Origin of the sequence: Rhizobium sullae, from assembly GCF_900169785.1 — a bacterium.
GTDB classification, from domain to species: Bacteria; Pseudomonadota; Alphaproteobacteria; order Rhizobiales; family Rhizobiaceae; genus Rhizobium; species Rhizobium sullae.
The window spans coordinates 45,721-69,592 of record NZ_FWER01000052.1; the positions used below are offsets into that span (position 1 = coordinate 45,721).

The 23,872-nt window shown below is 61.6% G+C and carries 25 protein-coding genes and 1 pseudogene; 11 read left to right on the top strand and 15 right to left on the bottom strand.

All coding sequences use genetic code 11. The annotated features are described in order from the left end of the window. Positions 1-58 precede the first annotated feature (58 nt). The 7 genes from BN1800_RS31230 to BN1800_RS31260 all read left to right on the top strand — a co-directional run bounded on the left by BN1800_RS31230 (position 59) and on the right by BN1800_RS31260 (position 6,402). Positions 59-352: a hypothetical protein gene (locus BN1800_RS31230; RefSeq protein WP_027509969.1), complete on the top strand. Its 294-nt coding sequence runs from the start codon at positions 59-61 to the stop codon at positions 350-352. A gap of 103 nt (positions 353-455) precedes the next feature. Further along, positions 456-1,268: a DUF2092 domain-containing protein gene (locus BN1800_RS31235; protein ID WP_087003117.1), complete on the top strand. Its 813-nt coding sequence runs from the start codon at positions 456-458 to the stop codon at positions 1,266-1,268. Next, positions 1,265-1,600, top strand: a complete 336-nt coding sequence (locus BN1800_RS31240; protein WP_087003119.1) for a hypothetical protein — start codon at positions 1,265-1,267, stop codon at positions 1,598-1,600. Before BN1800_RS31235 ends, BN1800_RS31240 begins: the two co-directional genes overlap by 4 nt. 195 nt (positions 1,601-1,795) lie before the next feature. Beyond that, positions 1,796-3,754, top strand: a complete 1,959-nt coding sequence (locus BN1800_RS31245) for a DUF3604 domain-containing protein (protein WP_087003165.1) — start codon at positions 1,796-1,798, stop codon at positions 3,752-3,754. Positions 3,755-3,770: 16 nt separating this feature from the next. Continuing rightward, positions 3,771-4,523: a hypothetical protein gene (locus tag BN1800_RS31250; RefSeq protein WP_087003122.1), complete on the top strand. Its 753-nt coding sequence runs from the start codon at positions 3,771-3,773 to the stop codon at positions 4,521-4,523. An 8-nt stretch (positions 4,524-4,531) separates the two neighbouring features. Beyond that, positions 4,532-5,386 carry a peptidyl-prolyl cis-trans isomerase gene (locus tag BN1800_RS31255; protein WP_179213935.1) on the top strand — a complete coding sequence of 285 codons (855 nt, stop codon included), beginning with the start codon at positions 4,532-4,534 and terminating at the stop codon, positions 5,384-5,386. Beyond that, entirely contained in the window at positions 5,383-6,402 is a 1,020-nt protein-coding gene (locus BN1800_RS31260) for a HupE/UreJ family protein (RefSeq protein WP_087003128.1), read from the top strand. The genes BN1800_RS31255 and BN1800_RS31260 overlap by 4 nt, the downstream gene beginning before the upstream one ends. A gap of 434 nt (positions 6,403-6,836) precedes the next feature. On the opposite strand, the pseudogene BN1800_RS31265 reads toward BN1800_RS31260, so the two are convergent. The 3 genes and pseudogenes from BN1800_RS31265 to BN1800_RS31275 form a co-directional block, all read right to left on the bottom strand. After that, positions 6,837-7,233, bottom strand: a pseudogene (locus tag BN1800_RS31265) (transporter); the annotation flags it as partial. An 89-nt stretch (positions 7,234-7,322) separates the two neighbouring features. Beyond that, the gene (locus BN1800_RS31270) at positions 7,323-8,117 is read right to left on the bottom strand and encodes a hypothetical protein (RefSeq protein ID WP_143534184.1); all 795 of its coding nucleotides are present in this window, start codon (positions 8,115-8,117) and stop codon (positions 7,323-7,325) included. 45 nt (positions 8,118-8,162) lie between these two features. Further along, positions 8,163-9,539 (bottom strand): alpha/beta hydrolase, encoded by a 1,377-nt coding sequence (locus tag BN1800_RS31275; RefSeq protein WP_087003131.1) that lies wholly within the window; start codon positions 9,537-9,539, stop codon positions 8,163-8,165. Positions 9,540-10,010: 471 nt separating this feature from the next. Here BN1800_RS31275 and pepT point away from each other — a divergent pair, with 471 nt between their 5' ends. Beyond that, on the top strand, positions 10,011-11,243 hold the full coding sequence (gene pepT, locus BN1800_RS31280; protein WP_027509961.1) for a peptidase T: 1,233 nt from the start codon (positions 10,011-10,013) through the stop codon (positions 11,241-11,243). Positions 11,244-11,265: 22 nt separating this feature from the next. Here the strand turns inward: pepT and BN1800_RS31285 are convergent, their stop codons facing one another. The 6 genes from BN1800_RS31285 to BN1800_RS31310 all read right to left on the bottom strand — a co-directional run bounded on the left by BN1800_RS31285 (position 11,266) and on the right by BN1800_RS31310 (position 15,892). Then, positions 11,266-12,888: an ABC-F family ATP-binding cassette domain-containing protein gene (locus BN1800_RS31285; RefSeq protein WP_087003134.1), complete on the bottom strand. Its 1,623-nt coding sequence runs from the start codon at positions 12,886-12,888 to the stop codon at positions 11,266-11,268. A gap of 178 nt (positions 12,889-13,066) precedes the next feature. After that, positions 13,067-13,231 (bottom strand): DUF1328 domain-containing protein, encoded by a 165-nt coding sequence (locus BN1800_RS31290; RefSeq protein WP_022717247.1) that lies wholly within the window; start codon positions 13,229-13,231, stop codon positions 13,067-13,069. Positions 13,232-13,309: 78 nt separating this feature from the next. Next, positions 13,310-13,837: a hypothetical protein gene (locus BN1800_RS31295; protein ID WP_143534186.1), complete on the bottom strand. Its 528-nt coding sequence runs from the start codon at positions 13,835-13,837 to the stop codon at positions 13,310-13,312. Positions 13,838-13,915: 78 nt separating this feature from the next. Then, positions 13,916-14,707 carry an anti-sigma factor family protein gene (locus BN1800_RS31300; protein ID WP_087003137.1) on the bottom strand — a complete coding sequence of 264 codons (792 nt, stop codon included), beginning with the start codon at positions 14,705-14,707 and terminating at the stop codon, positions 13,916-13,918. After that, a complete protein-coding gene (locus tag BN1800_RS31305; RefSeq protein ID WP_027509957.1) occupies positions 14,704-15,309 on the bottom strand; it encodes an RNA polymerase sigma factor in 606 nt (201 codons plus the stop codon). Before BN1800_RS31305 ends, BN1800_RS31300 begins: the two co-directional genes overlap by 4 nt. A gap of 37 nt (positions 15,310-15,346) precedes the next feature. Then, entirely contained in the window at positions 15,347-15,892 is a 546-nt protein-coding gene (locus tag BN1800_RS31310; protein ID WP_027509956.1) for a tetratricopeptide repeat protein, read from the bottom strand. Between the two features lie 168 nt (positions 15,893-16,060). Here BN1800_RS31310 and BN1800_RS31315 point away from each other — a divergent pair, with 168 nt between their 5' ends. The 3 genes from BN1800_RS31315 to BN1800_RS31325 all read left to right on the top strand — a co-directional run bounded on the left by BN1800_RS31315 (position 16,061) and on the right by BN1800_RS31325 (position 18,938). Further along, the gene (locus tag BN1800_RS31315) at positions 16,061-17,113 is read left to right on the top strand and encodes a type III polyketide synthase (RefSeq protein ID WP_087003140.1); all 1,053 of its coding nucleotides are present in this window, start codon (positions 16,061-16,063) and stop codon (positions 17,111-17,113) included. Then, on the top strand, positions 17,110-17,613 hold the full coding sequence (locus BN1800_RS31320) for an isoprenylcysteine carboxyl methyltransferase family protein (protein WP_087003143.1): 504 nt from the start codon (positions 17,110-17,112) through the stop codon (positions 17,611-17,613). Before BN1800_RS31315 ends, BN1800_RS31320 begins: the two co-directional genes overlap by 4 nt. Positions 17,614-17,690: 77 nt before the next feature. Beyond that, positions 17,691-18,938, top strand: coding sequence for an NAD(P)/FAD-dependent oxidoreductase (locus BN1800_RS31325; RefSeq protein WP_027509953.1), 1,248 nt, complete (start codon positions 17,691-17,693; stop codon positions 18,936-18,938). A gap of 24 nt (positions 18,939-18,962) precedes the next feature. Here the strand turns inward: BN1800_RS31325 and BN1800_RS31330 are convergent, their stop codons facing one another. The 6 genes from BN1800_RS31330 to BN1800_RS31355 are packed head-to-tail and all read right to left on the bottom strand — an operon-like array spanning position 18,963 to position 23,846. Beyond that, a complete protein-coding gene (locus BN1800_RS31330) occupies positions 18,963-19,352 on the bottom strand; it encodes an ester cyclase (RefSeq protein ID WP_087003146.1) in 390 nt (129 codons plus the stop codon). Positions 19,353-19,390: 38 nt separating this feature from the next. Continuing rightward, positions 19,391-19,924 carry a gluconokinase gene (locus BN1800_RS31335; RefSeq protein WP_027509951.1) on the bottom strand — a complete coding sequence of 178 codons (534 nt, stop codon included), beginning with the start codon at positions 19,922-19,924 and terminating at the stop codon, positions 19,391-19,393. 29 nt (positions 19,925-19,953) lie between these two features. Continuing rightward, positions 19,954-20,907, bottom strand: coding sequence for a peptide ABC transporter ATP-binding protein (locus BN1800_RS31340; RefSeq protein ID WP_087003149.1), 954 nt, complete (start codon positions 20,905-20,907; stop codon positions 19,954-19,956). Continuing rightward, positions 20,904-21,920: an ABC transporter ATP-binding protein gene (locus BN1800_RS31345; protein WP_027509949.1), complete on the bottom strand. Its 1,017-nt coding sequence runs from the start codon at positions 21,918-21,920 to the stop codon at positions 20,904-20,906. The genes BN1800_RS31340 and BN1800_RS31345 overlap by 4 nt, the downstream gene beginning before the upstream one ends. Next, positions 21,920-22,831, bottom strand: coding sequence for an ABC transporter permease subunit (locus BN1800_RS31350; protein ID WP_244564718.1), 912 nt, complete (start codon positions 22,829-22,831; stop codon positions 21,920-21,922). The genes BN1800_RS31345 and BN1800_RS31350 overlap by 1 nt, the downstream gene beginning before the upstream one ends. Positions 22,832-22,841: 10 nt before the next feature. After that, positions 22,842-23,846 (bottom strand): ABC transporter permease subunit, encoded by a 1,005-nt coding sequence (locus tag BN1800_RS31355; protein WP_027509947.1) that lies wholly within the window; start codon positions 23,844-23,846, stop codon positions 22,842-22,844. Positions 23,847-23,872 lie beyond the last annotated feature (26 nt).

The window sequence follows — 23,872 nt, forward strand, 5'->3', positions numbered from 1 at the left end:
CAGCAGTTCTCTACGCTGGCGGCAAAATCGCGCCTAGTCTCCCTTCAACGGTGGCGCGATGGCGACGAATGACGAAGTGACTCGCAAAGAGCAGGCATTCTCGGCTGCGGCCCGACGGTTTCCGCAGGCGGAACTGTCGATCCGAAGACTGATGGGCAGGAGCGAGGACTTCTGCGATCTCTGCGCGGACCTGGCCGAGGCCGAACGGGCGCTCGCCAATGTCGTGGAGACAACGGCCGCACTTTGCGAAGAGCGACGGCGTGAATGGCAGGAGCTGATCGACCATCTCGTCAACGAAGTCGCCGAAGCGATAGGAGAAAGCGAAGGTCGGGGGCCGCGCCCGACAGGATGACCGCCGATGCCGCCATAGGCGAGGCGCTGGAAAACCGACACCCGACGCGTGGGAAGTTCTAGGGCAAGTCAGTGAACATACCCTGAAACGGAGGTTGAATGACATGAAGCAAGAGAACATCAGTGCCAGTGTCTGTGTCCGATCACGGCGTCGAGCCGTCGGCCTGGCGGCTGCGGTGATCACTGCGGGCCTGGCGGCTGCGCCGGCCTGGAGCCAGAGCGTCATCGATCCCGACGCGGATTCCGTCCTGCGTGCCATGGCCGACCAGTTGAAGGCGCTCAAGGAGCTCAATGTCGAATACGACACCGATCACGAGATCGTCGACAGGCAGGGCCAGAAGATCCAGTACAGCGCCTCCGGATCCATGGCCATCTCGCGTCCCAGCGGCCTGTCGATGACGCGGAAGGGACCATATGCAGACGTTCAGGTCACCTTCGACGGCAAGGTCGTGTCGCTCTATGGGAAAGGTTTGAACGTCTACGCGCAATTTGACAGCCCCGGACCTTCAATCGACGAGGCTGTTCAGGAGTTCCGAATGCTGACAGGCCTCGATGCCGTCGGCGCCGACCTGCTGGCTGCCGATCCCTATGCCGCCCTGACCGACGGGGTAATATCGGGATCGCTTGTTGGAACCTCCTATGTCGGAGGCATCGAATGCGACCATCTGGCGTTCCGCAACGACGTGGTCGACTGGCAGCTCTGGATCAGCAAGGGCGATCAGAAGCTGCCGATGAAATACGTGATCACCACGAAATGGGTGACCGGCGCGCCGCAGTACACGCTTCGTCTGCGCGACTGGAGCACCAACAAGGTTGATGCCAAGACGTTCTCCTTCACCCCGCCGGCGGAGGCCAAGAAGCTCGATGCAGTCTACTCCGACGCGATCGGCGACCTCGTACTGGAGTCACATGAATGAGCACGCAGCGAACCTTCCGAAAGTACGTCTCGGCCGCGGCTATCGTCGCCGCCCTCGTGGTGACCGACGGCTGGGTGGCCGGACAATCAGGCCACGTCAGTTTCATCATCACCGAGGCGGAGGCTCGGGTCGGCCGGCCGTTGACTCCTGGCAGCGTGGCGGGCGTCGCAAGGCGCACAACGCGCCGCACGGTCCGTCGCTCGGCGATCTACGTCGCCGCGCTGCCGGCCGCCTGCGTTAGGACGAGCATCAGCGGTGTCTCCGTCTGGCGGTGCGGCGGCACCTACTATCAGTCCTATGGAGGCCGCTACGTCGTTGTCTACGTGGACTGACCGAATGCGATTTTGCGGCCCCACCGGTTCAACAAGACCTGGCAGCCGCGCGATTTCGAGCTGGCGGAGTAATCCATTCGCCCGCCGTTGAGACGATCAACAGTTGATACCGTGATCGTCGGCGGTGGTTTCGCCGGGGTGACTGCCGCGCGCGAATTGACGATGCGCGGTCTCAATAGGGGAAGGAACACCACCATGAGGTCTATCCGTAACCAATCGCGCCTCTATCGCGCTTTGACTATCGCAAGCGTCCTCGTCGTGTCACCGGCGGCTGCGCAGACGACGAACACCGATGCCGGCACCCTCGATCCTTCGTCCGCCGCGCCGGGTAAGGCGCCGGGCTATTCGCCCTACGCGCAACGCAATTTCCCGAGCCGCGTGTTCTGGGGAGACACGCATCTGCACACCAGCGCGTCGCTGGACGCAGGCGCCTTCGGCACCCGGCTCGGCTTCGAGGACGCCTACCGCTTAGCCCGCGGCGAGGAGCTGACCGCTTCCGGCGGCGAGCGGGTGAAACTGTCGCGCCCCCTCGACTTCCTGGCCATCACCGACCACTCCGACAATATGGGCTTCTTTCCGGCTCTCTTCGCCGGGAAGCCCGAAATGCTCGCAGACCCGACGGGCCGGCGCTGGTACGACCTGGTGCAAGCGGGCGGCCAGGACGGGGTTACCGCGGCCCTCGAGATCATCGACAGCTTCTCACGCGGCAAGTTTCCGAAGGCGCTGGAGTTTTTGCCAGGCTCGGAGGGGTTTCGCTCGACTTGGGATCAGATCATCGCCGCGGCGGAAAAATACAACGAGCCGGGTCGTTTCACCGCCTTCATCGGTTATGAGTGGACCTCGCAGGTGCCGCCTGGCAACAATCTTCATCGTGTCGTGATCTACCGCGACGGTGGAGACAAGGCGGCGCAGACCCTTCCTTTTACGACCTATCCTCCGCTCGGCAGTACGACCCCGGAGGATTTGTGGAAACATCTCCAGGCCTATGAAGACAAGACCGGTGGGAGGATCCTTGCCATTTCGCACAACGGCAACCTCTCGAACGGCTGGATGTTCCCGACGGAGACCAATCCCTCCACCGGCCAGCCGCTGTCGGCGGACTATGCGGAGAAGCGCGCCCATTGGGAACCACTCTACGAGGTAACGCAGATCAAGGGCGACGGCGAGGCGCACCCCTATCTCTCGCCCACCGACGAATTCGCCGGCTACGAACTCTGGGATAAGGGCAACCTCAATCTCAGCGAAGTGAAGAAGCCGGAAATGCTGCAGAGCGAGTATGCGCGCACGGCGCTGCAGACCGGCCTTCAGCTCGAGGCGAAGCTTGGCGTCAACCCCTACAAGTTCGGCATGATCGGCTCGACCGACAGCCACACGTCCCTCGCCACCGCCGAGGAGGACAACTTCTTCGGCAAGCACACCGGCGCGGAACCGAGCCCTGATCGCGCGCATCACGAGTTCATGCGCAACGGCGACGTGTTCCTGATGGGTTGGCAGCAGGTCGCGTCCGGCTATGCCGGCGTCTGGGCGACGGAGAACACGCGCGAGGCGATCTGGGACGCCATGCGCCGCAAGGAGGTCTACGCGACCACCGGTCCGCGCATGCTGGTGCGGTTCTTCGGCGGCTGGGACTTTACAGATGCCGACGCCCAATCGCGCAGCCCAGCCTTCGCAGGCTATACCAAGGGCGTGCCGATGGGCGGCGACCTCAGTGCGGCGCCGACCGGCAAGTCCCCGACCTTCCTCGTCGCGGCGCTTAAGGATCCGCTTGGCGGCAATCTCGACCGTATCCAGATCGTCAAGGGCTGGATCGACGACGCCGGCGCACGCCAGGAGAAGGTGTACGACGTTGTCTGGTCCGATGATCGGGCACCGGGCGCCGACGGCAAGCTGCCTGCGGTCGGCAATACGGTCGACGTGGCGAGGGCCACCTGGACGAACACCATCGGCGCTTCCGAACTGATCAAGACGTGGACCGACCCGGAATTCGATGCCGCGCTGCGGGCAGTCTATTACGCCCGCGTACTTGAGATCCCGACGCCGCGCTGGACCGCTTATGACGCGGTGCGCTTCGGCATCAAGATGCCTGCCGAAGTGCCGATGATCGGGCAGGAACGGGCCTACACTTCGCCGATCTGGTACACGCCTGAAGGATAACTGCGGAGGCTACGCCATGTGGAAAAATGCTCCAGCAAGCACGGTCCCACGTCACCGACGGTGGTCCCGGCTGCTCGCGGCGGCGGCTCTTCTCGCCGCCGTCGCCCCGCCCTCCGCCGCCGCTTGCGGCTATGAAAACCCCAACGATATAGCCCTCGGCCTGCTGAACTGGGTTTTTCCGAAGTCGCTCTATGTACGCACCGCGGTCTCCCAGGCAGAGCAGGCCGGCATGCTGCCGCCGCGCCCAGAGAATCCAGCAAAAAAGGATCTGTTCGGGAGCGGATTCCGCCGGGCCGCCGAGAGCATGACCGGACTCGGCGCGCGGATGAACGCCGCCGCTTCGGCGACCGGCAAGAGCCCGAGCTTCTCGGTCGTGCTGATACCGGCCGTGATGTGGACAACTTACACGCCGACGGAAGGGGGCTATTCCGTCCACGTCCATGCCGACGGGCCGGCGAAGGGCGATATTGTCATCGTAACGGACGAAAAGGTCGTCCGCGCGCTTGTCGATGGATCGTTCGATTCCGCCGCTGCAGAAAGACACGGCCTGGTTCGGTTCTATGGTCCGGCGAACGGCCAGGATCAGGTCCGAGCGGCGCTTGCAGCCCCGCCGACGGCGTTACGCCGGCTGGGCGATCACGGCATGCCGGCGCTGCAGGCAGAGGAATCCGACCCGCTCTACTGTGGACCAGGCGACCACGACGTGTTGATTCTGCAGGCGGGGGAACCAGCCCGGCTGTACTCGTTGCCTTCGGTCGAGCAGAAATGAGGAGTGTCATGAAGCTGCTGCGCGAACCGCTGCTGCATTTCCTCGTCATCGGCGCGGTCCTCTTCGGAGTGTACCAATGGGCGACCGGTGACGAGACGGCTCCGGACGAGATCGTCGTCAGCGCCGGCCAGATCGCCAGTCTGCAGGCGATCTTCAGCCAGACCTGGCAGCGGCGGCCCACCGCCAAGGAAACGGAAGCACTGGTGGATGAATACATCCGCGACGATGTTTTCTATCGCGAGGGCATCGCCATGGGCCTCGACCGCGACGACGCCATTGTCCGCCGCCGGATACGGCAGAAGATGGAGTTCGTCGCCGACCTCGCCGCCGATGTCCAACCGACCGACGCCGAATTGAGGGCGTTTGTGGCCGATCATCCGGATCGGTTCAGCGGCAAGCCAAGCGTATCCTTCACGCAGGTCTACTTCCCGTCAGGCGCGCAAGCAGCAAACGAAGTAGAGGTGGAACGTTTGCGCCTGGCCCTGGATGCAGGGACAGCGGACGCCTCGACGGCCGGCAGCCCGTTGCTCGCAGGTTCCGATTTCCGTGACCTGACGAAGTCGGAAGTGGCGCAGACATTTGGGGCTGATTTCGCAGCTTGGATCGACCGCGCCACGCCAGGTACCTGGCAGGGCCCAGTAATCTCGGGGTACGGCACGCATCTGGTACGGGTCAGCGAGCGTGTCGAAGCGCGCGAACTCCCGTTCGAGCAAGTCCGCGACGCCGCGCGCAGGGAATGGCTCCATGCCCGCAAGGTCGCGGCCAACGATGCCCTCTACAAGAAACTTCGGTCTCGCTACGTCATCAAGGTCGAGAAAATGCCAGGCGCCTCTACAGAGACAATTGTTGGGGTGGCGGAATGATCCGCCTGCTGGGGATAGGCCTTCTTCTCTTGGCCGCCGCGATCTCCGGACAGGCGCAAGCTCATGACCTGCGCCCAGCCTATCTCGCCATCACCGAAAGCGCGCCCGAAATCTATGCGGCCACCTGGAAAGCGCCGGCGCTGGGCGAGCGGCGGCTTGCGATCTATCCGCGGCTGCCCAAAAGCGCGGTCGAGACGACGCCGCGCGAGGGCGCTTTCCTGAGCGATGCTTATGTCGAGCGGTGGACCGTTCATGCGCCAACCGGCTTCGCCGGCGAAACGATAACGATCGACGGTCTTCCCGAGAGCCGAACCGACGTTCTGGTGCGCATAGAGAGGCTGAACGGAGACACCAGCACGGCGCGCCTGACACCGGCCAGTCCTTCCTTCGAGGTTCCGGCTTCGATGGGGTTGAGGCAGGTGGCCGCCGCCTATCTCGGGCTCGGCGTCGAGCACATCCTCCTTGGCGTCGACCATCTTATTTTTGTTCTGGCGCTGATCATGCTGGTGCGGGGGTGGAAACGCATATGTCTTACTGTGACCGCCTTCACCGTCGCCCACAGCATCACGCTTGGCGCGGCGACGCTCGGCTACCTCAATGTGCCGGGACCGCCGGTCGAGGCCGCAATCGCGCTCAGCATAGCTCTCGTTGCCGTCGAGATCGTGAATGTCAGCAGAGGTCAGGAGAGCCTCGGTGCTCGCATTCCGTGGCTCATCTCCTTTGCTTTCGGCCTGCTTCACGGCCTTGGCTTCGCCGGCGCGCTGAGCGAGGTCGGGTTGCCGAACCACGCCATCCCGGTCGCGCTGCTGTTTTTCAATGTTGGAGTGGAGCTTGGGCAGCTCCTCTTCATCGCGATCGTGATGGCTCTGTTCGCGATCCTGCGCCGGCCTTGGGTTCGCGTCGTCCGTCCGGACGCAAGCTGGTCGCACTCTATGCCACTGGTTGTCGGAGCCTACTGCATCGGTGGCGTGGCTTCGTTTTGGTTGATCGAGCGCGTCTACGGATTTTGGACATGAAGCGGAGCGCTCTCGGCGGCCTCTTGCTTCAGGGATGTCAGCTTTCCACCGATTCGGACCTTAACACCCTGACGTGTGAGTCCGCTCTGGGCCTCAAGAGCGGAAATTATTATCGTTTTGTACACTGGTTGACTGAGGCCCAAAGCCAGGGCACAAAGGTGGGCACCCACGGTCGCTCGCGACGGAAAAACATTGGGAATTCAAAGGCTTTTTTACTAAGCCTTTGAATTCATGTGAGAATCCAAGGTTTCCCCAGCCAATTCTTGCTAAATCTCGTTATTTCCTTGATTTTTCGGACGTGCCTGAATCCGTTTCGGGGTCAGCGACCTGATGCCCAACTGTGGCCCACAAGTGATGCCCACGCGAAAACCGGATGCGTGGCCTCGCCGGTGGCGTACGACAGGCAGGGCTGGACGAACGTGCTTCTGATATCGCGCCGCCAAGCAAGTCGTCCGTCGCCGTCGGAATCAGAAACACCGGACGGCACCCCAGATGATGCCACTCCCGGTCGGCTTTGCCGGCGACAGGAAGAAGCTTTGCACGAGATCGCCCAGGCCGAACTGCGAGCCGGATGGGCCTGCTATGTCATTCTGCCATGTCACAGGAAGGATGGTGCGCGAAAGGACGTTCCAGTCTCGTTCAGCGATATGGAATGACCGGCTGGATATTGAGCGTCGCCTTATCGCCATCGAGGGGGCCGTGGCCGTGGTCGCGGTTGAACTGAAAGGGTACGCTGATCAGCGATGCGATCGGGTTTGAAAGCTTCTTTGCGAGTTCAGTACTCGAATCCTGGACATGAAGCGAACCCGCCCAAGCGATGAATACCGGCACAGAGGCGAGGTGCTTGAAGGACGTGATCGACACTGCTTCCCCTTTATCTGTGGACCCTTTTTCATTGGTGATCCGCTTTGACCGGTGGGCTAAAACTTTATGGCCAGCCCCAGGATCGGTCCTTGCTGGACGACGTCGAAAATGAAACCGTCATCGCTATAATCAACTCCAAGCGCTCGATATCCGGCGATGGCTGAAATCCTGTCGTTGAAATCGTAGCCGACGCCCAAGGCGACATCCCAGTCGATGTCGGCTCCACCGCCGCCGACCAGTCCCCAGCCCGTCAGATAGATCTCCGGCGTGAAGGAGTATTTCCCGCGCAAGCCGACCATGCCATCTGCCCATGTGGCGCTGTCGCTTACATCAACACCGCCGAGCAGACCGCCATTGAACGACAGCGTCGTGTCGACCGACCAGAGCCTCACGCCACCGACGACGTCCAGGTGTCCCGACGGGCCGTCAAGGACGGCGTAGCCCACGCCGAGCAGGCCCGCGAACGTCTTCGAATTCACCTCGACATCGGTCGCCAATACTCCGAATGGTGTTTCGCCGTCGGCGGAGAGCTTCGTGTAGATGACGTCGCCGATGACGCTAAAACGGTCGTACCGGGCTTCGCCCGCCGCCATGAAGGCGAAATCGAGGTTTTTCAGGATGTCCCCGAAATCGGCATCGATGTGCACCGTGGTGGGAATCCCGAATTGCGCCGTATCACCCGAGATGCCGGCTATCCAGAAATATGGAGCGATCGAAAAAGTCCAGCCATCCGCGGCTTCCGCTGGCTTTGGTTCCTGCGTCAGGAGAGGCGCTATGTCGGCCGCCTGGGCACCGCCGCAAATCATGGCGGCGACAGCCGCGCAGAGCCCGAGTTTCAAACACTTCGTCATCGTCCTATCCCTTCTGTCGGAAGGCGCCGCTGCCCCGTTGCTTCCTCAGTTCCGCGCCGGGCGGCATGCCGGATCCCGTGTCGCTGCCTGCTTCGATGTGCAATCGTTCACCGCAATCTTCTGCTCTCCACCGACGTGTCCAGCCATCCCGGGTACGTGGTGGGCGTAGTTGTCTCGGGTATCCGGATCCACCGCGGCGACCGGGGCGGCAAGGATCAGACCTGCGGCGTTGCCGGCCGCTGTCGCTACCCCCGTCGTTCCCGCAATGAGATGATCCCCAAGGCCCATCCGGCTGTCGGTCAGCGTCTGGCCCTCGGAGATGCGTGCGCCGATGAGCTGGACCACCTGCGGCGATTCTGCGAACTTGCTGTGGTGGAGACCGTCGCCGGCCTCCACCTTCGTCAGATCGATGACGGTGATGCTGTTGTCGGCCAGTTCCTGCTTGTACGGATCGGATTCAGGATCGATCGAGCCCAGCCGCGGGATGTCGCCCCAGACCCTGCGCGAAAAGGCGAGCGCGCGGTCATCGCGGGATACGAACAATGTGAATCGTGGCTGCCGCTTGCCCATGTCTTCGATCTGCGAGCGGAACACGTCGACATCGACGTCCGGAGCAGCAAGCATCACATTCTTGAACTTCGGGGGCAGACCACCGTTGCGGATCGCCATTTGGCGTAACCCTTCGAGGGCCAGCCAGTTGCCCATCGAATGCGCGAGGATAGAGACCTCCTTCACTTCCGGATCGGCGGCCAGATACTGAAACAATTTCTCCAGGGCGTTGCGCGTGTAATTGGTGCTTTCGCGGTCGTAGCCATAGGCAAGCAAGCTACCCCGCGATGGCCACGTCACCAGCACAGGCGCACTCTTGACGCCTGAGTCATGAACGATCTGCGCGAAGCGGTAGACGGAGTCCTCGAAGCGGTTGTTGAACCCGTGGATGAAGACGAGCACGCTGCGATCGGGGCTCTTCTTCACCGCGGCATTGAGCCAGGTCTTTGCCTCCTCTTGGCTGATCTCTTCCGCCTTGAGCGTCGCGAAATCAGTCGCTGGATTGGAAGGAAGCCTCTTTGGCCAGGCGACATCGCCCACCTTGCGGATCGGAGGAATCGACACCGTGATGTCTGCGAACGCAGGCGCCCGCGCCCGCTCGCCTGTGAACATCTCTCCGGCATGCTCCGAGCGGCCACGCGTGGTGGTGATCAGCATGCTGACCCGGCTCGAACCAGGCGACGCGTCGGCAACGGGCGCCAACACGTGCTTTGGATGCCCGCCACATCCCGCAGGGACGATGAGCGCAACGCAAAGCGACAGCCGCCGAAGACAACGGAGAGACGATGATACGGTGACGCGGATGCCACCACTGCGTAGACTGCTCACGCTTCCCCCCGAGCCTAAGTCATGTTCATTGAGCGCAGCAAGCATCCCCAAGCCGTCTGCGCATTCGCAAAGACAAATCAGCTCTCTTCAAATAGCAAGTATTGCGGCAGAAGCACAGCAATACTTGCTCGTGCTGAGGCGACCGGCCCCGCCGTATTTCTTTGTCATCATTTCGTGCCGGTTACTTCCCGCAATTGCCTGACCACCTCTGCAATCTGTGGACCGCCTAGCCGCAGGCTGGCAAGCGCCTCGGCATATTCCAGTCTCTCCGGAAAGCGTCTGAGCTTCAGTCCATACCTGACCGCGGTACAGAGCAGATCGCCGTCCGGCTCTCCAAGGTTGAGTTCATATTCGCACGGGTATTATGTAAATCTACAATCTCAGATTTAATTTTAAAAGACTTACAAGCTGGTCCTTTCTCTTGCAAAGCGCGCTGGAAATCAAAAATTCCTTCACCACGACGCGGATGAAGGTTACAGCAATCCATCGCTGACGATCATGCATTGGACCTCGCCCATGACCGACACTGTTACCGATCGCTTCCTCCGCTATGTCGTTATCGACACGCAATCGGATCCCGCATCGTCGACGCAGCCTTCCACCGAAAAGCAGAAGAACCTCGGCCGGATGCTGGTCGATGAACTGCTGGCAATTGGTCTTGCAGATGCGCATCTCGACGAGCACGGCTACGTCTACGCGACCATTCCGTCCAATGTAGACAAGCCGGTGCCGGTCATCTGCTTTTGCTCGCATATGGACACGGCGCCGGACTTCACCGGAACCAACGTCAGCCCGCAGATCGTGCGGAAGTATCGCGGCGGCGACATAAGGCTCTCAGGCGATCCGCAGCAGGTCATTCGCGTCAGCGACAATCCAGCGCTCAACGACCAGATCGGCAGCGATATCATCACCACCGACGGTACAACGCTGCTCGGCGCCGACGACAAGGCCGGCATTGCCGAGATCATGACGGCGGCGCAAATCCTGGTCGACAATCCGGATATCAAGCACGGGACGATCAAGATCCTCTTCACGCCGGACGAGGAAATCGGCCGTGGCGTCGACAAGGTCAATCTTGAAAAGCTCAGCGCCCGGTTCGCCTACACCATGGATGGCGAGACGGCCGGCCATGTCGAGGACGAGACATTCTCTGCTGATGGCGTCGAGATCGCCATTCAAGGCGTGGCCATCCATCCCGGCTTCGCCAAGGGAAAGATGGAGAACGCCATCAAGATCGCCGGCGCGATCATCAGCCGGCTGCCGAAGGATTTGGCACCGGAGACGACGGCGGGCAGAGAGGGATTCGTGCACCCGACGGGCGTCACGGGCTCAATGGAAAAGGCAGCCCTCAACCTCATCGTCCGTGACTTCAATGACGATGGCCTCGCGGCCAAGGAAGCCATGCTGGAGACGATCGTGAAGGAGATCATGGCGGACTATCCCGGCTCCTCCTACAGCTTCAAGGTCAAGCAGCAGTACCGTAATATGAAGGTGATCCTCGACCGTCATCCGGAGATCGTCGAGAACGCCGTCGAGGCCGTTCGGCGCGCAGGCATGGAGCCGGTACGCGGCAGCATTCGGGGCGGCACAGACGGCTCGCGGCTTTCGTTCATGGGCCTGCCCTGCCCCAACATCTTCGCCGGCGGCCACGCCTTCCACTCGCCGCTCGAATGGGTCAGTCGGCAGGACATGGAAAAGGCGGTGGCGACGCTCGTTGAACTGGCGAAAATCTGGGAAGAGCGCGCTTAATCGCGCTCTTACTGCTCTTTACTCAACTGCGCAGGCCGGGCGCCTCATGGCCGGTGCGCGCCACGTATTCCGTGTAGCCGCCGCCAAATTGGTGAATGCCTTCTGGGGTCAGTTCCAGCACCCGATTGGACAGAGCGCCCAGGAAGTGCCGGTCGTGCGAGACGAACAGCATCGTGCCCTCGTACTCGGAGAGAGCCTTGATGAGCATTTCCTTGGTGTCCAGATCCAGGTGGTTCGTGGGCTCGTCCAGCACGAGGAGGTTCGGCGGATCGAAGAGCATCGTCGCCATGACGAGCCGCGCCTTCTCGCCGCCCGAGAGCACCCGGCATTTCTTCCCGACATCGTCGCCGGAAAATCCGAAGCAGCCCGCCAGAGCGCGCAATGAGCCCTGCCCTGCCTGCGGGAACTTATCTTCCAGCGACTGCAGTACGGTGCGTTCGCCTTCAAGAAGGTCCATGGCGTGCTGGGCGAAATATCCCATCTTCACGCTGGCACCCAGCGCGACGCTTCCCTCGTCCGGCTCCGCCGAACCCGCAACCAGCTTCAGAAGCGTCGACTTTCCGGCACCGTTAATGCCCATGATGCACCAGCGCTCGCGGCGCCGAACCATGAAATCCAACCCCTCGTAGATGGTTCGGCTGCCGTATTTCTTGTGCACGTTTTTCAGGTTGATAACATCCTCGCCCGAGCGCGGTGCCGGCAGAAAGTCGAACGAGACGACCTGGCGGCGCTTGGGCGGTTCCACCCGATCGATCTTCTCCAGCTTCTTCACGCGGCTCTGCACCTGCGAAGCATGCGAGGCGCGGGCCTTGAAGCGCTCGATGAACTTGATTTCCTTGGCGAGCATCGCCTGCTGGCGCTCGAACTGCGCCTGCTGCTGCTTCTCGTTCTGCGCCCGCTGCTGCTCGTAAAAGGCATAGTCGCCCGAGTAGCTGTTCAAGTTGCCGCCATCGATCTCGATGATCTTGGTGACGATGCGGTTCATGAACTCGCGGTCGTGCGAGGTCATCAGCAGCGCGCCGTCGTAACCTTTCAGGAACTCCTCCAGCCAGATGAGACTTTCCAGATCCAGATGGTTGCTGGGTTCGTCGAGCAGCATGACGTCCGGGCGCATGAGAAGAATGCGGGCGAGCGCCACACGCATCTTCCAGCCGCCCGACAGCGCACCGACATCACCGTCCATCATTTCCTGGCTGAAGCTCAGACCGGCCAGGACTTCGCGTGCGCGTCCTTCGAGAGCGTAGCCGTCCAGTTCCTCGTAGCGCGCCTGCACCTCGCCGTAGCGCTCGATGATCACATCCATGTCGTCGGCTTGTTCGGGATCCGACATGGCAGCCTCGAGCTCCCGCAATTCGGCCGCAACGATGCTCACGGGGCCGGCACCGTCCATCACCTCGGAAACGGCGCTGCGGCCCTCCATCTCGCCGACATCCTGGTTGAAGTAGCCGATGGTCACGCCCTTATCGGCAGAAACTTGCCCTTCATCAGGCTGCTCCTCCTGCGTGATCATCCGGAAAAGGGTCGTCTTGCCGGCGCCGTTCGGACCGACGAGACCGACCTTCTCGCCTCTGTTGAGCGCCGCGGTCGCCTCGATGAAAAGGATGCGGTGGCTGTTCTGCTTGCTGATGTTTTCGATACGAATCATATGCGGATAAGGACCCAGAAAAGTTTTTCGGAGGCCTTATGCCACGGGTTGCAGGGTCTGTCGCAAACTTTCGGCATCAAAATCTGTTTGAGATGCCGGATGGCGGCATCGCGCCTCATCGATACAAAAAAACCCGGCGCCGCGGCACCGGGTTTTTTCAACGTCTCATTTCGTCGCACTATTCGCGGCGCATCAGGCGCATGACGAGCGATACGACGAACAGCACCAGGAATATGAAGAAAAGAACCTGTGCTATGGAAGCCGAAGCGCCTGCGATGCCGCCAAATCCAAGAACGCCGGCGATCAGGGCTACGACGAGAAATACCAAAGCATAGTAAAGCATGGTGAACTCCTCTTTCGATTCTGACCTATCAACGGCTATCCTTGGCAATTGGTTCCAGAACGCCTGGTTTCAGGGGCATCAGCCAAACTGGAGGAGACGCTGATGCGAGCCGTCACCTTGGTCGGGGGCGGGCGGCTCGGCTGCTTCTAGGTAGAACTTCACGGGCGCGGTCAGCACGAACCAGATGCATGCGCCTGTCATGAAGGCTGATCCGACCGGATCGTCGATGCGTGTTGCGAACGGCAGCCCGGCCGAGGCGAAGAGAACGGTCATCCGCAGAGACCATTCCGCCTCACGCTTGCTGATCGCTCGGGCTCGGAGCGATTTGTAGCGCCGCGCGTCATAGCCGCCGCTTCCCACGCATGCGGAGGAAGCCAGCTTCCAGATGGACGGCAGAGCCAGCATGAACAATGCTGCAACGCTGAGGGCAAGGGGCTGACTCGAGAGATGGTACCGGCTTGCTATTGCTAGGAAGGAAAGCGCCGCCAGGTTCCACACCGGCTCCAAACGCTCCGGATGCTGTGCCGTGTAGACATGCCAAACCCGCAGCGTGCGCGCCGCGCCGGAAAGCAGCGGCTCGTCGATATAACGATTGATCCAATCCATGCTGAAATGCCGGTCCCTGTCGCATCGAGATGATCGGCAACACCATGCAATCTCGTCATCATGATGGCGGCACGGCATTCATGCCGTCAATTTTGACCTGAGGTTATCGACGATTTCCTGCATGCGGTCTGCCGGGGCATGGCCGATCAGCATGAAGGCATGGCTCCGGCTGGACCAGTAGATGACGTTCATGCCATTGCGGCCCTCAATGTCTGGCGTCTTTTCGCCCTTGTCCGAGCGGATGATGCAGAGCGCCATCGGGCCGGTCTCGGGATCAAGATAGGCAATCTGCGCAAGCGGTTTTTCGTCATATTCCAGGAGCAGTACGCGCTTGAAGTCGACCCCCTGCAATGCAACCATCCCGGGAGAAAGTGCAAGGCCGAGCTTTCGGTCGATCTGGGCAAGCTGAATGCTCTGCACATCGGCAGGCGGAACGGGACCTGCCAGCGTGTCCGGCGTGTAGAGCGAGATATATTCGGCAACGACAGCGCGCCATTCGGCCCCCTCGTCCTTCGATAGGTTGCGGCTGATGCCGAGATAGGCGCGGTCTGCAATTACGCCGGCGACGACCGAGGCGGCCAGAGCGCCGAGAAAGCCGCGTCGGCTCATAAAGCTAGGCGCTTTGCCTTCCTGCTTCGAGAGGATCGCGGCAAGCATCGATTCCAGGCTAGCTTGAGGTGCTGCAGCAAGTAACGGAGCAAAGGCGTCCTTGAACGGCAGGTTGCTGCGAGACAGGAATTCCAGCCGCGCGGCCACGCGTTCGTCGGCATTAAGGAGCGCTTCGATGCGCGCGGCATCCTGCGGCGGAAGTTCGCCGTCGATGAAGGCAGTCAGCTCTTCGTCAGAGGGTATGTTGATGTCGTTGCTCATTGCCGTCCCTCGTCCGAAATGGCGCCGGAAAGCGTAGCACGCGCTGCCGCCAGCCGGCTCATCACCGTTCCGATCGGTATAGCCAATACATCCGCCACCTCGCGATAGGAGAGCCCTTCCACATAGGCGAGGAAGACGGCGCTGCGCTGTGCTTCCGGAAGCGCATGCACCTGCCGCAGCACCTGGTTTGCCATGACATGCGTTTCGGTGTCGCGGGCTCCGTCGAAGACCAGCGCTTCCTCCGGAGCAGCGAAACCCGCGCCTTGGCGAACCTTGCGGGAGCGGATCTCGTTCAGCCAGATCGAATGCAGGATCGAAAACAGCCAGCGATCGAGCCGCGTTCCCTGTTCGAATTGCCCGCCGCGTTCCAGCGCCCGGACGCAGGTCTGCTGCACGAGGTCGTCGGCCACATCGCGCTGCCGCGAGAGCACGAGACCATAGCGCCAGAGCCTGGCAAGGTTCTCCGTCAGGCCTTTCCTGATATCCGCTTCGCTCGCGATGGCCGCCTCCGCCCCAGTTCCTCCTCCGGGGATCGCCAACCGAAGCGGCGATCCCGTTTCCAGACGACTATAGGCAGGAAATGTGGTGCGCGCGACCGGCATTCGATTATCTCTCCTTGCCGCCCCGCGCCGCCTCGATTCAGATCTTCGACGGATCGAGGATCACGGCGTTGAGATCCTGATATTCCTCGCAGCCCGTGCCGCAGATCGCCTTGATCATGTTCAGCTGCTCCTTGGCGAGATCGACGCGGCCTTTGACGACGTAGGCTTCGCCGAGATATTCACGGACCTTCGCATATTGCGGATCGAGCTTTACCGACTGAAGGTAATAGGAGATGCCTTCATCTGTGCGGCCGAGCTTGCGGGTGGCATAGCCGCGATAATTCAGCACTTCCGCATTGTTCTGATCCTTGACGGTGTCGAGCATGGCCAGCGCTTCTTCGTATCGGCCAGCCTTCGCCAGCGAATAGGCATAGTCGGTACGGTTCTCATCCGTCACATTGGCGCTCTGCTGCCTCACACACTGCTTCGACCTCTTGTCATAGATCTGACCTTTCTTGCAGGTGGGTGTGCCCGCGCCGCCGCCACCACCGCCGCCGACGGCGAAGACCGGGGTGGGAAGCATGGAAGCGGCGATGCAGCCGCCGAGGACGAGAGAAGCGATACGGACAATCGTGGTCGTCATGGGATATCTCCGGGAAAATGACGTTGCCGCGAAAGAACACCCCTACCCCGCATTTTATTCGGGTGGCGCAAGGCATTTCCCATCACATTTTTGTGACGTCGGCCGCGGGAATAAATCGCCGTCAGAAGTGTTCTTCGTATTGCCGTCGGGGGCAAAAAGGAGAATGCCGTGAACGATACGGTCAAATTTCTGAGCCTCGCCGTTGCCGTGCCCGAACACATCATCACGCAGACGGAAGCAGCCGAGGCATCGGCCCGCCTCTTTGCCGGCCGCTTCGAGGATTTTCGGCATCTTGCGAGCGTCTTCGACAATGCCGGCATCGCCAAGCGGCATGCCGCGCGGCCGCTTTCATGGTTCGATGAGCCGCATGGCTGGCAAAACCGGATGGAGGCCTATGCCGAGGTTTCAAGCCGCCTTTTCGTCGAAGCGGCGACCAAGGCGCTGCGCCAGGCCGATCTCAAGGCAAGCGACGTCGATTGCGTCGTCACCGTCTCCTCTACCGGGTTTATGACGCCGAGTCTGGATGCGCAGCTTGCCGAAAAGATAGGGTTCCGGGCGGATATAGAGCGCGTGCCGGTATTCGGGCTCGGCTGCGCCGCCGGCGTCTCGGGATTCGGCATCGCGTCGCGCCTGGCGAAGGGCAAACCGGGCAAGACCGTGCTCTTCGTGACGATCGAGCTTTGCACCCTCGCCTTTCGGCTGGACGAGCTGACGCGGCCCAATATCGTCGCAACCGCGCTCTTCGGCGATGGTGCCGCAGCATGCGTGCTTCGAAACGGCGGAGATGGCATAGCCGAAGTGGAATCGAGCGGCGAACATCTGTTTCCCGACACGCTCGACATCATGGGTTGGAAGATCGACGACACGGGCTTCGGCATCGTGCTTGCGCAGTCGCTGCCGCCCTTCGTGGAGACGGAGCTCGGTCCCGCTGTGGACGGGATACTCGCCCGCAATGGCCTTTCACGCCCGGACATCGGCCGCTTCATATGCCATCCGGGCGGGACCAAGGTGCTGGCGGCAATGGAAAGCGCGCTTTCGCTCGCGCCAGGTTCGCTGGATCACGAGCGCGCGGTGGTTTCCGATTATGGCAACATGTCCTCGCCGACCGTGTTCTTCGTGCTGGAACGAGCGATCCACGCGGGCCTGCCCGACCGCGCGGCGATGATCGCCATGGGACCAGGTTTCTCCGCGAGCTGCGTCACGCTGCGGAGAACTGCATGATGCCCGCCTCTATTGCGCTTCTGACCTTCGTCACGCTCCAGCGCCTCAGTGAGCTTGTCCTTGCCAGGCGCAATACGGCCGCGCTCTTTGCAAAAGGCGGACACGAGACCGGGGCAGAACATTACCCCTACATGGTCGCACTGCACGCGACCTGGATCGGCGGATTGTGGCTGCTTGCCACGGACAAGCCGATGAACTTTTTTTGGCTCGCCATCTTCCTGTTGCTGCAAGTCATCCGCCTCTGGGTGCTTGCCACTCTCAAGGAGCGGTGGACGACGCGGATCATCGTCCTGCCTGGGGCACCGCTCATCCGCAGCGGACCCTATCGCTTCATGCGGCATCCCAATTATGCGGTGGTCGCCGGCGAGATTGCGGTTCTGCCGCTTGCCTTCGGCATGCCGCTCTACGCAGCCGCTTTCACGATCCTGAACGCGCTCATGCTTGCCATTCGCATCCGGGCCGAAAATGCCGCACTCAAAACGGCAATGATTTTGAAATGAAATGCGATTTTTCAATTGCGCCTTCGCGATCCTAAGGGCATTTTCGACCCTTGGAATTCAGTGGGCTGCAAGAACAAATGACCAAGAACGCAATCGTGCTCGGTGCCGGCATCATCGGTGTCTCGGCCGCAATTCATCTGCAACGGCGTGGGCGGCAGGTAACGCTGATCGACCGCAAGGATCCCGGCAGCGAGACCTCGTACGGCAATGCGGGATTGATCCAGCGTGAAGGTGTCGTGCCCTACGGCTTTCCCCAGCAGATCGGGCTGCTGCTGCGCTATGCGCTGAACAACCGCATCGACGCGCATTATCACCTGAAGGCGCTCCCAGGCCAGCTCGCCTTCCTTGCCCGCTATTGGTGGAACTCCAATCAACGCCGCCACGAGATGATCACCCGAGCCTATGCGCCGCTGATCGAGAACTCGATCCTAGAACACAAGGACCTGATCGAGGCGTCCCATGCAGAGCAGTTGATCCGGAAAGACGGCTGGATGAAGATCTTCCGGACCGAGGTAAGGCGCGACGAAGAGCTTGCCGAGGCCGGAAGCTGGCAGAAGGAATTCGGCGTCAGCTACGAAACGCTGTCTTCCGCGGACATTGCACGCATGGAGCCGAGCCTCATGCAGACCTTCGCCGGCGGCATTCGCTGGCGCGACCCCTGGTCGGTCCTTGACCCGCAGGCGCTGACTGCCGCCTACCGCGCCTATTTCGAAAGCCTTGGCGGCCGTTTTGTCATCGGCGATGCCGCTTCGCTCGGCCAGTCGGGTTCCGGCTGGAAAATCATGACGTCCGAAGGTTCGCTCGAGGCAGACGACGCGGTGATGGCGCTCGGCCCCTGGGCTGCGGTTGCCACCAAGCGGCTCGGCTATTCCTTCCCGCTTGGCGTCAAGCGCGGCTATCACATGCATTATGCCGCGGAAGGCAATGCGGTCCTCAACAACTGGACGCTCGATGCCGAGCGCGGTTATTTCCTCGCGCCTATGAACCGCGGCATCCGGCTGACCACGGGTGCGGAATTTGCCGCGCTCGACGCGCCGAAGACGCCGGTTCAGCTTGACCGCGCGGAAAAGGTCGCCCGCGCCGTCTTCCCGCTCGGACGCCGGCTCGATCCCGAGCCATGGATGGGTGCGCGTCCCTGCACGCCGGACATGATGCCGATCATCGGCAAGGCGCCGCTGCACAACGGCCTGTGGTTCGCCTTCGGTCATGCGCATCACGGCCTGACGCTCGGTCCGGTGACCGGCCGCGTGCTGGCGGAACTGATCACCGGAGAAACGCCGTTCATCAATATTTCCGCCTATTCGCCGCAGCGCTTCAATCCGTAGCGGCAGGACAACACGTGGCGAATTTCATCGGAGCTGTGCTTCGATCGCCGCCTTGTCGATGACCGACCATACCTCGTCGATCTTTTCCCGATCGAAGCGATAGAAGACGTTTTCGGTGAAAGTGACGCGCTTTCCGTTGACTGGAAGGCCGAGGAACGTACCCTGCGGCGTGCAATCGAAAGCGAGCCGGCTAGCGACAAGGGGCGGGTCGGATGTGAGCAGTTGGACGTCGAAACGAAGGTCGGGGATCTCCTGGAAATCCCGCGCCAGCATCGCCTGATAGCCTGGCAGGCCGAGCTGCCGGCCATTGTGGCGCACATGGTCGCCGACGAAGCGCCCCAGCCGATGCCAGTCCTGCGCATTGAGACACGCGAGGTAATCGCGATAGATCGCTGAAAGTTCATCTTTGCTCAACGCGAGTCCTCCGGCTCTGGCTTCTGCGGCGGCCTTAGTCAGGAAACGCCGAGCGGCGCGAGCTTCTTTCGAGCCTCTTCGGCAATGCCTTCGACTGTGTCATCGATATCGACGGTCACTACACCAGGTTCGCCCGTTGGCGCTTCCAGCGTTTCGAGCTGGCTTTCAAGCAGGGACGACGGCATGAAGTGCCCCTTGCGATGCCCCATCCGCTCGGCCAGCAGTTCCCTCGAGCCTTCGAGATAGACGAAAAATAGATTGCCGCCGGCCGCAGCGCGCAGGCGCTCACGGTAGAGGCGCTTCAGCGCCGAGCACGTGACGATGACACCCTCGCCTTTTGCTAGGGCGTCCTTCATGGCTTCGCCAATGAGATCGAGCCAAGGCATGCGATCCGCATCGCTCAATGGAATGCCTTTCGACATTTTCTCGACGTTGGATGCCGGATGAAGCTGGTCGCCTTCGATGAAGCGGAGGCTCAGCGCCTCCGCCAGCTTCTCGCCGATCGAGGATTTTCCGGAGCCGCTGACGCCCATGACAATGATTGCGTGGGCCTGGTTCGTCCGCTCCGGCATTTCAGTCCTCCGTCGTCGCCTGCGTCCGCTCAGTCGAGCGGGAAATGACAGGCGTATTTTTGTTCACCCTCTCCACTTAGTTCAGGCTCTACCCGGCGGCAATAGTCCTGCGCCTTCCAGCAGCGCGGGTTGAAGTGACAGCCGCTCGGCGGCTTCAGCGGCGAGGGAAGCTCGCCCTGGAGACGGATACGGTTCTTAGCGCGATCGGGATCGGCGATCGGCGTCGCCGACAGAAGTGCCGCCGTATAGGGATGACGCGGATGCGCAAAGACTTCCGCTGCGGGCCCGGTTTCGACGGGGCGGCCGAGATACATGACCATCACATCGTCGGCGATGTGGCGGACGACCGACAGGCCGTGCGAGATGAAGAGATAGGCAAGGCCCATCTCCTTCTGCAGGTCCATCAACAGGTTCAGCACCTGTGCCTGGATGGAGAGGTCGAGCGCCGAAACCGGCTCGTCGAGCACCAGCACCTTCGGCCGCAGCATGAGTGCGCGAGCAATGGCGATACGCTGGCGCTGGCCACCGGAGAACATATGCGGATAGCGGTCATAGTGCTCAGGCCGCAGACCGACGCGCGCCATCATTTCCTCCGCCTTCCGGCGTCGCTTGGCGGCATCCAAGTCGGTGTTGATCTTCAGCGGCTCTTCAAGGATTGCACCGACCTTCTGGCGCGGATTGAGCGATCCGTAAGGATTCTGGAAAACGATCTGAACCTGGCTGCGCAGGGTGCGGTCGCCGACGCGGGCAGGCTTGCCATCGATCAGCAGTTCGCCGGCCGTCGGGTCTTCGATCATGGTGACGAGGCGCGCAAGCGTCGACTTGCCGCAACCGGATTCGCCGACAACGGCGAGCGTCTTACCGGAATAGAGGCTGAAGCTCACGCCGTTCAGCGCCTTGACGGTCGCCTCCGGTTTGAACATGCCGCGATTGACGGTGTAGAAACGGGCAAGATCCTTGCCCTCGAGAACGGCGCCGGTCATACGAAGTCTCCAGCGGATTGCTTCGGCATCACGCCGGGGTGACCGAGCGGCTTGCCGTCTTTCAAAGGATAGTTACAGAGTGCGAGGCCGAGCTCCGGCCCCTGGCGGACAACGCCGCGATCGCACTCGACCGTGGCATAGCCGCAGCGTGGTGCGAACAGACAGCCGCGCGGCCGGTCATGCTGACCGGGAACGACACCTGCTATCGACGGCAAATGCTGGCCGACTTGGGCACGCTCCGGCAGGGCGGAAAGCAAGGCGGCGGTGTAGGGATGATGCGGGTCGCGGAAGAGCGCCTTGACCGGCTGCTCCTCGACCTTTTGTCCGGCATACTGAACCTGCACGCGCTCGGCGGTTTCGGCGACGACACCCATATCGTGGGTGATCAGCACCAGCGCCATGCCCTGCTCCTTTTGCAGGCGCACGAGCAGGTCGAGGATCTGTGCCTGGATAGTCACGTCAAGTGCGGTCGTCGGCTCGTCGGCGATCAAGAGCTTCGGATTGCAGGCGAGCGCCATGGCGATCATCACGCGCTGGCTCATGCCGCCGGACATCTGGTGCGGGAAATTCGACAGGCGATCTTCCGGCGCCGGGATGCCGACGAGGTTCAGGAGCTCGATCGAGCGCTCGCGGCGCTCCTTGCGGTTGAGGCCCATGTGCACCCGCAGACTCTCGCCAAGCTGGAAGCCGACGGTAAAGCACGGGTTCAGGCTCGACATCGGCTCCTGGAAGATCATCGCCATGTCCTTGCCGATGATCCTGCGGCGCTGGCGGCCGGAAATGCCGATGAGCTCCTTGCCGTCGAAAGTCATGCGGTCGGCAGTGATCTTCGCCGTCCAGGGCAGAAGGCCCATCATGGCGAGCATGGCAACGGACTTGCCGGAGCCGGATTCGCCGACGATCGAGAGGATCTCGCCCTTGTCGCAGCTGAGCGATACGCCGTCGACGGCGCGGAAGAGGCCGGAAGACGTCTGGAATTCGACGGTCAGATTCTGAATATCGAGAAGTGGCATCATGACCTCTTCAGCTTGGGATCGAGCGCATCGCGCAACCCGTCGCCCATCAGGTTGATGGCGAGAACGGTGACGAGGATGGCAAGACCCGGGAACGTTACGACCCACCAGGCGCGCTGGATGAATTCTCGCGCTTCGGCGAGCATCGTGCCCCATTCGGGTGTGGGAGGCTGCGCGCCCATGCCGAGGAAGCCGAGGGCAGCCGCGTCCAGGATCGCCGCCGAGAAGGCGAGCGTCGCCTGAACGATCAGCGGCCCGAGACAGTTCGGCAGGATGGTCTTGAACATCAGCCGCAAGGTGCCGGCACCGGCAACGCGGGAGGCAATGACATATTCCTTCTCACGCTCGGCCATGACCGAGGCGCGTGTCAGGCGTACGAAATGCGGCTGGTTGACGATGGAGATTGCAATCATCGCATTGACGAGACCGGGTCCAAGGACCGCGACCAGCACGAGGGCCAGAAGCAGCGACGGGAAGGCCAGGATGATGTCCATCAGGCGCATGATGGCGATATCAATGCGGCCGCGGAAATAGCCGGCCACGAGGCCGATCAGAACGCCTGCGATCACCGAGATCGTCACGACGACAACACCGATAAACAGCGAGAAGCGCGCGCCGTAGATCAGGCGCGAGAGAATGTCGCGTCCGACAGCGTCCGTCCCAAGCGGGAAGGACGAGCTGCCGCCTTCCATCCAGAAAGGAGCGAGAAGCAGCATCTGCCGGTTCTGCTCGTTCGGCGTATGCGGCGCAACGAGCGGCGCAAGCAGCGCCACGACGAGAATGACGATGAAAACGGCGAGGCCGATGACGGCGCCCTTGTTTCGCGAGAAATAATACCAGAATTCCGCAAGAGCGGATGGGTGGGTGATTTTTGCAGCGACCGTGCCGGTTTGGATGTTTGTCGTACTCACGGGACCGCTCCTAGTGCCGAATGCGTGGGTTGATGAAGCCGTAGGTGATGTCGACGATCAGATTGACCAGCATGATGATGCCGGCAATCAACAGAAGACCACCTTGGACGACTGCATAGTCCCGCCTGAACACCGAATCGACCATCCACTTGCCGATCCCGGGCCAGGAGAAGATCGTCTCGGTCAGGATCGCGCCCGCGAGCAGGACGCCGATCTGCAGACCGATGGTCGTCACAACCGGTATCATGGCGTTGCGCAGCGCATGCACGCCAACGACCCGAAGCGGCTTCAGGCCCTTGGAGCGGGCAGTACGCACATAGTCTTCGCCAAGCACTTCGAGCATCGCCGAGCGCGTCTGGCGCGCAATGACAGCAAGCGGGATGGTGGCAAGCACGATCGTGGGTAGAATGAGATAGCTGACAGCGGAGCGGAAAGCGCCCGCCTGACCGGATAGCAGGCTGTCGATCAGCATGAAGCCGGTGACCGGCTTGAAGAAATACATGAGCGAGATGCGGCCCGAAACAGGAGTCCAGCCGAGATAGCCGGAGAAGAAGATGATGAGCAGCAGACCCCACCAGAAGATCGGCATCGAATAGCCGACAAGGGCGACCCCCATCACGCTTTGGTCGAACCACGTGCCTCGCTTGACGGCGGCAAAGACGCCGGCGGGCACGCCAAGACAGACCGCGAGAAGAATGGCACACAGCGAGAGCTCGAGCGTTGCGGGGAAGAGCGCGCCAAAATCACCGAGAACCGGGCGCTTCGTGACGATCGACGTTCCGAAGTCGCCCTGTAGCACCTTGCCGAGGTAATCGAAGTACTGGATGTACATGGGCCGGTCGAAACCGAGATCGTGCATGATCTGGGCATGACGCTCAGGCGCCATCACGCGTTCACCCGACAGAAGCATGACGGGATCGCCGGGAAGCATGCGGATGAACGAGAAGGCGATGAGCGTGACGCCGAGGAATGTTGGGATCAGGACCGCGAGGCGCCCGATGAGAAATCGCAACATGGCAGATGTTCCAATAGTTTCCGGCG

Bases quoted from the DNA above. Each gene is read 5' to 3' on its own strand.
- BN1800_RS31295 (WP_143534186.1), bottom strand. From the start codon at position 13,837: ATGGATTGGATCAATCGTTATATCGACGAGCCGCTGCTTTCCGGCGCG.
- BN1800_RS31320 (WP_087003143.1), top strand. From the start codon at position 17,110: ATGATGCCCGCCTCTATTGCGCTTCTGACCTTCGTCACGCTCCAGCGC.
- BN1800_RS31275 (WP_087003131.1), bottom strand. From the start codon at position 9,539: ATGCTTGCTGCGCTCAATGAACATGACTTAGGCTCGGGGGGAAGCGTG.
- BN1800_RS31310 (WP_027509956.1), bottom strand. From the start codon at position 15,892: ATGACGACCACGATTGTCCGTATCGCTTCTCTCGTCCTCGGCGGCTGC.
- BN1800_RS31260 (WP_087003128.1), top strand. From the start codon at position 5,383: ATGATCCGCCTGCTGGGGATAGGCCTTCTTCTCTTGGCCGCCGCGATC.
- BN1800_RS31255 (WP_179213935.1), top strand. From the start codon at position 4,532: ATGAAGCTGCTGCGCGAACCGCTGCTGCATTTCCTCGTCATCGGCGCG.
- BN1800_RS31345 (WP_027509949.1), bottom strand. From the start codon at position 21,920: ATGCCACTTCTCGATATTCAGAATCTGACCGTCGAATTCCAGACGTCT.
- BN1800_RS31335 (WP_027509951.1), bottom strand. From the start codon at position 19,924: ATGCCGGAGCGGACGAACCAGGCCCACGCAATCATTGTCATGGGCGTC.
- BN1800_RS31230 (WP_027509969.1), top strand. From the start codon at position 59: ATGGCGACGAATGACGAAGTGACTCGCAAAGAGCAGGCATTCTCGGCT.
- BN1800_RS31325 (WP_027509953.1), top strand. From the start codon at position 17,691: ATGACCAAGAACGCAATCGTGCTCGGTGCCGGCATCATCGGTGTCTCG.
- BN1800_RS31290 (WP_022717247.1), bottom strand. From the start codon at position 13,231: ATGCTTTACTATGCTTTGGTATTTCTCGTCGTAGCCCTGATCGCCGGC.
- BN1800_RS31250 (WP_087003122.1), top strand. From the start codon at position 3,771: ATGTGGAAAAATGCTCCAGCAAGCACGGTCCCACGTCACCGACGGTGG.
- BN1800_RS31245 (WP_087003165.1), top strand. From the start codon at position 1,796: ATGAGGTCTATCCGTAACCAATCGCGCCTCTATCGCGCTTTGACTATC.
- BN1800_RS31270 (WP_143534184.1), bottom strand. From the start codon at position 8,117: ATGACGAAGTGTTTGAAACTCGGGCTCTGCGCGGCTGTCGCCGCCATG.
- pepT (WP_027509961.1), top strand. From the start codon at position 10,011: ATGACCGACACTGTTACCGATCGCTTCCTCCGCTATGTCGTTATCGAC.
- BN1800_RS31285 (WP_087003134.1), bottom strand. From the start codon at position 12,888: ATGATTCGTATCGAAAACATCAGCAAGCAGAACAGCCACCGCATCCTT.
- BN1800_RS31235 (WP_087003117.1), top strand. From the start codon at position 456: ATGAAGCAAGAGAACATCAGTGCCAGTGTCTGTGTCCGATCACGGCGT.
- BN1800_RS31355 (WP_027509947.1), bottom strand. From the start codon at position 23,846: ATGTTGCGATTTCTCATCGGGCGCCTCGCGGTCCTGATCCCAACATTC.
- BN1800_RS31340 (WP_087003149.1), bottom strand. From the start codon at position 20,907: ATGACCGGCGCCGTTCTCGAGGGCAAGGATCTTGCCCGTTTCTACACC.
- BN1800_RS31300 (WP_087003137.1), bottom strand. From the start codon at position 14,707: ATGAGCAACGACATCAACATACCCTCTGACGAAGAGCTGACTGCCTTC.
- BN1800_RS31240 (WP_087003119.1), top strand. From the start codon at position 1,265: ATGAGCACGCAGCGAACCTTCCGAAAGTACGTCTCGGCCGCGGCTATC.
- BN1800_RS31305 (WP_027509957.1), bottom strand. From the start codon at position 15,309: ATGCCGGTCGCGCGCACCACATTTCCTGCCTATAGTCGTCTGGAAACG.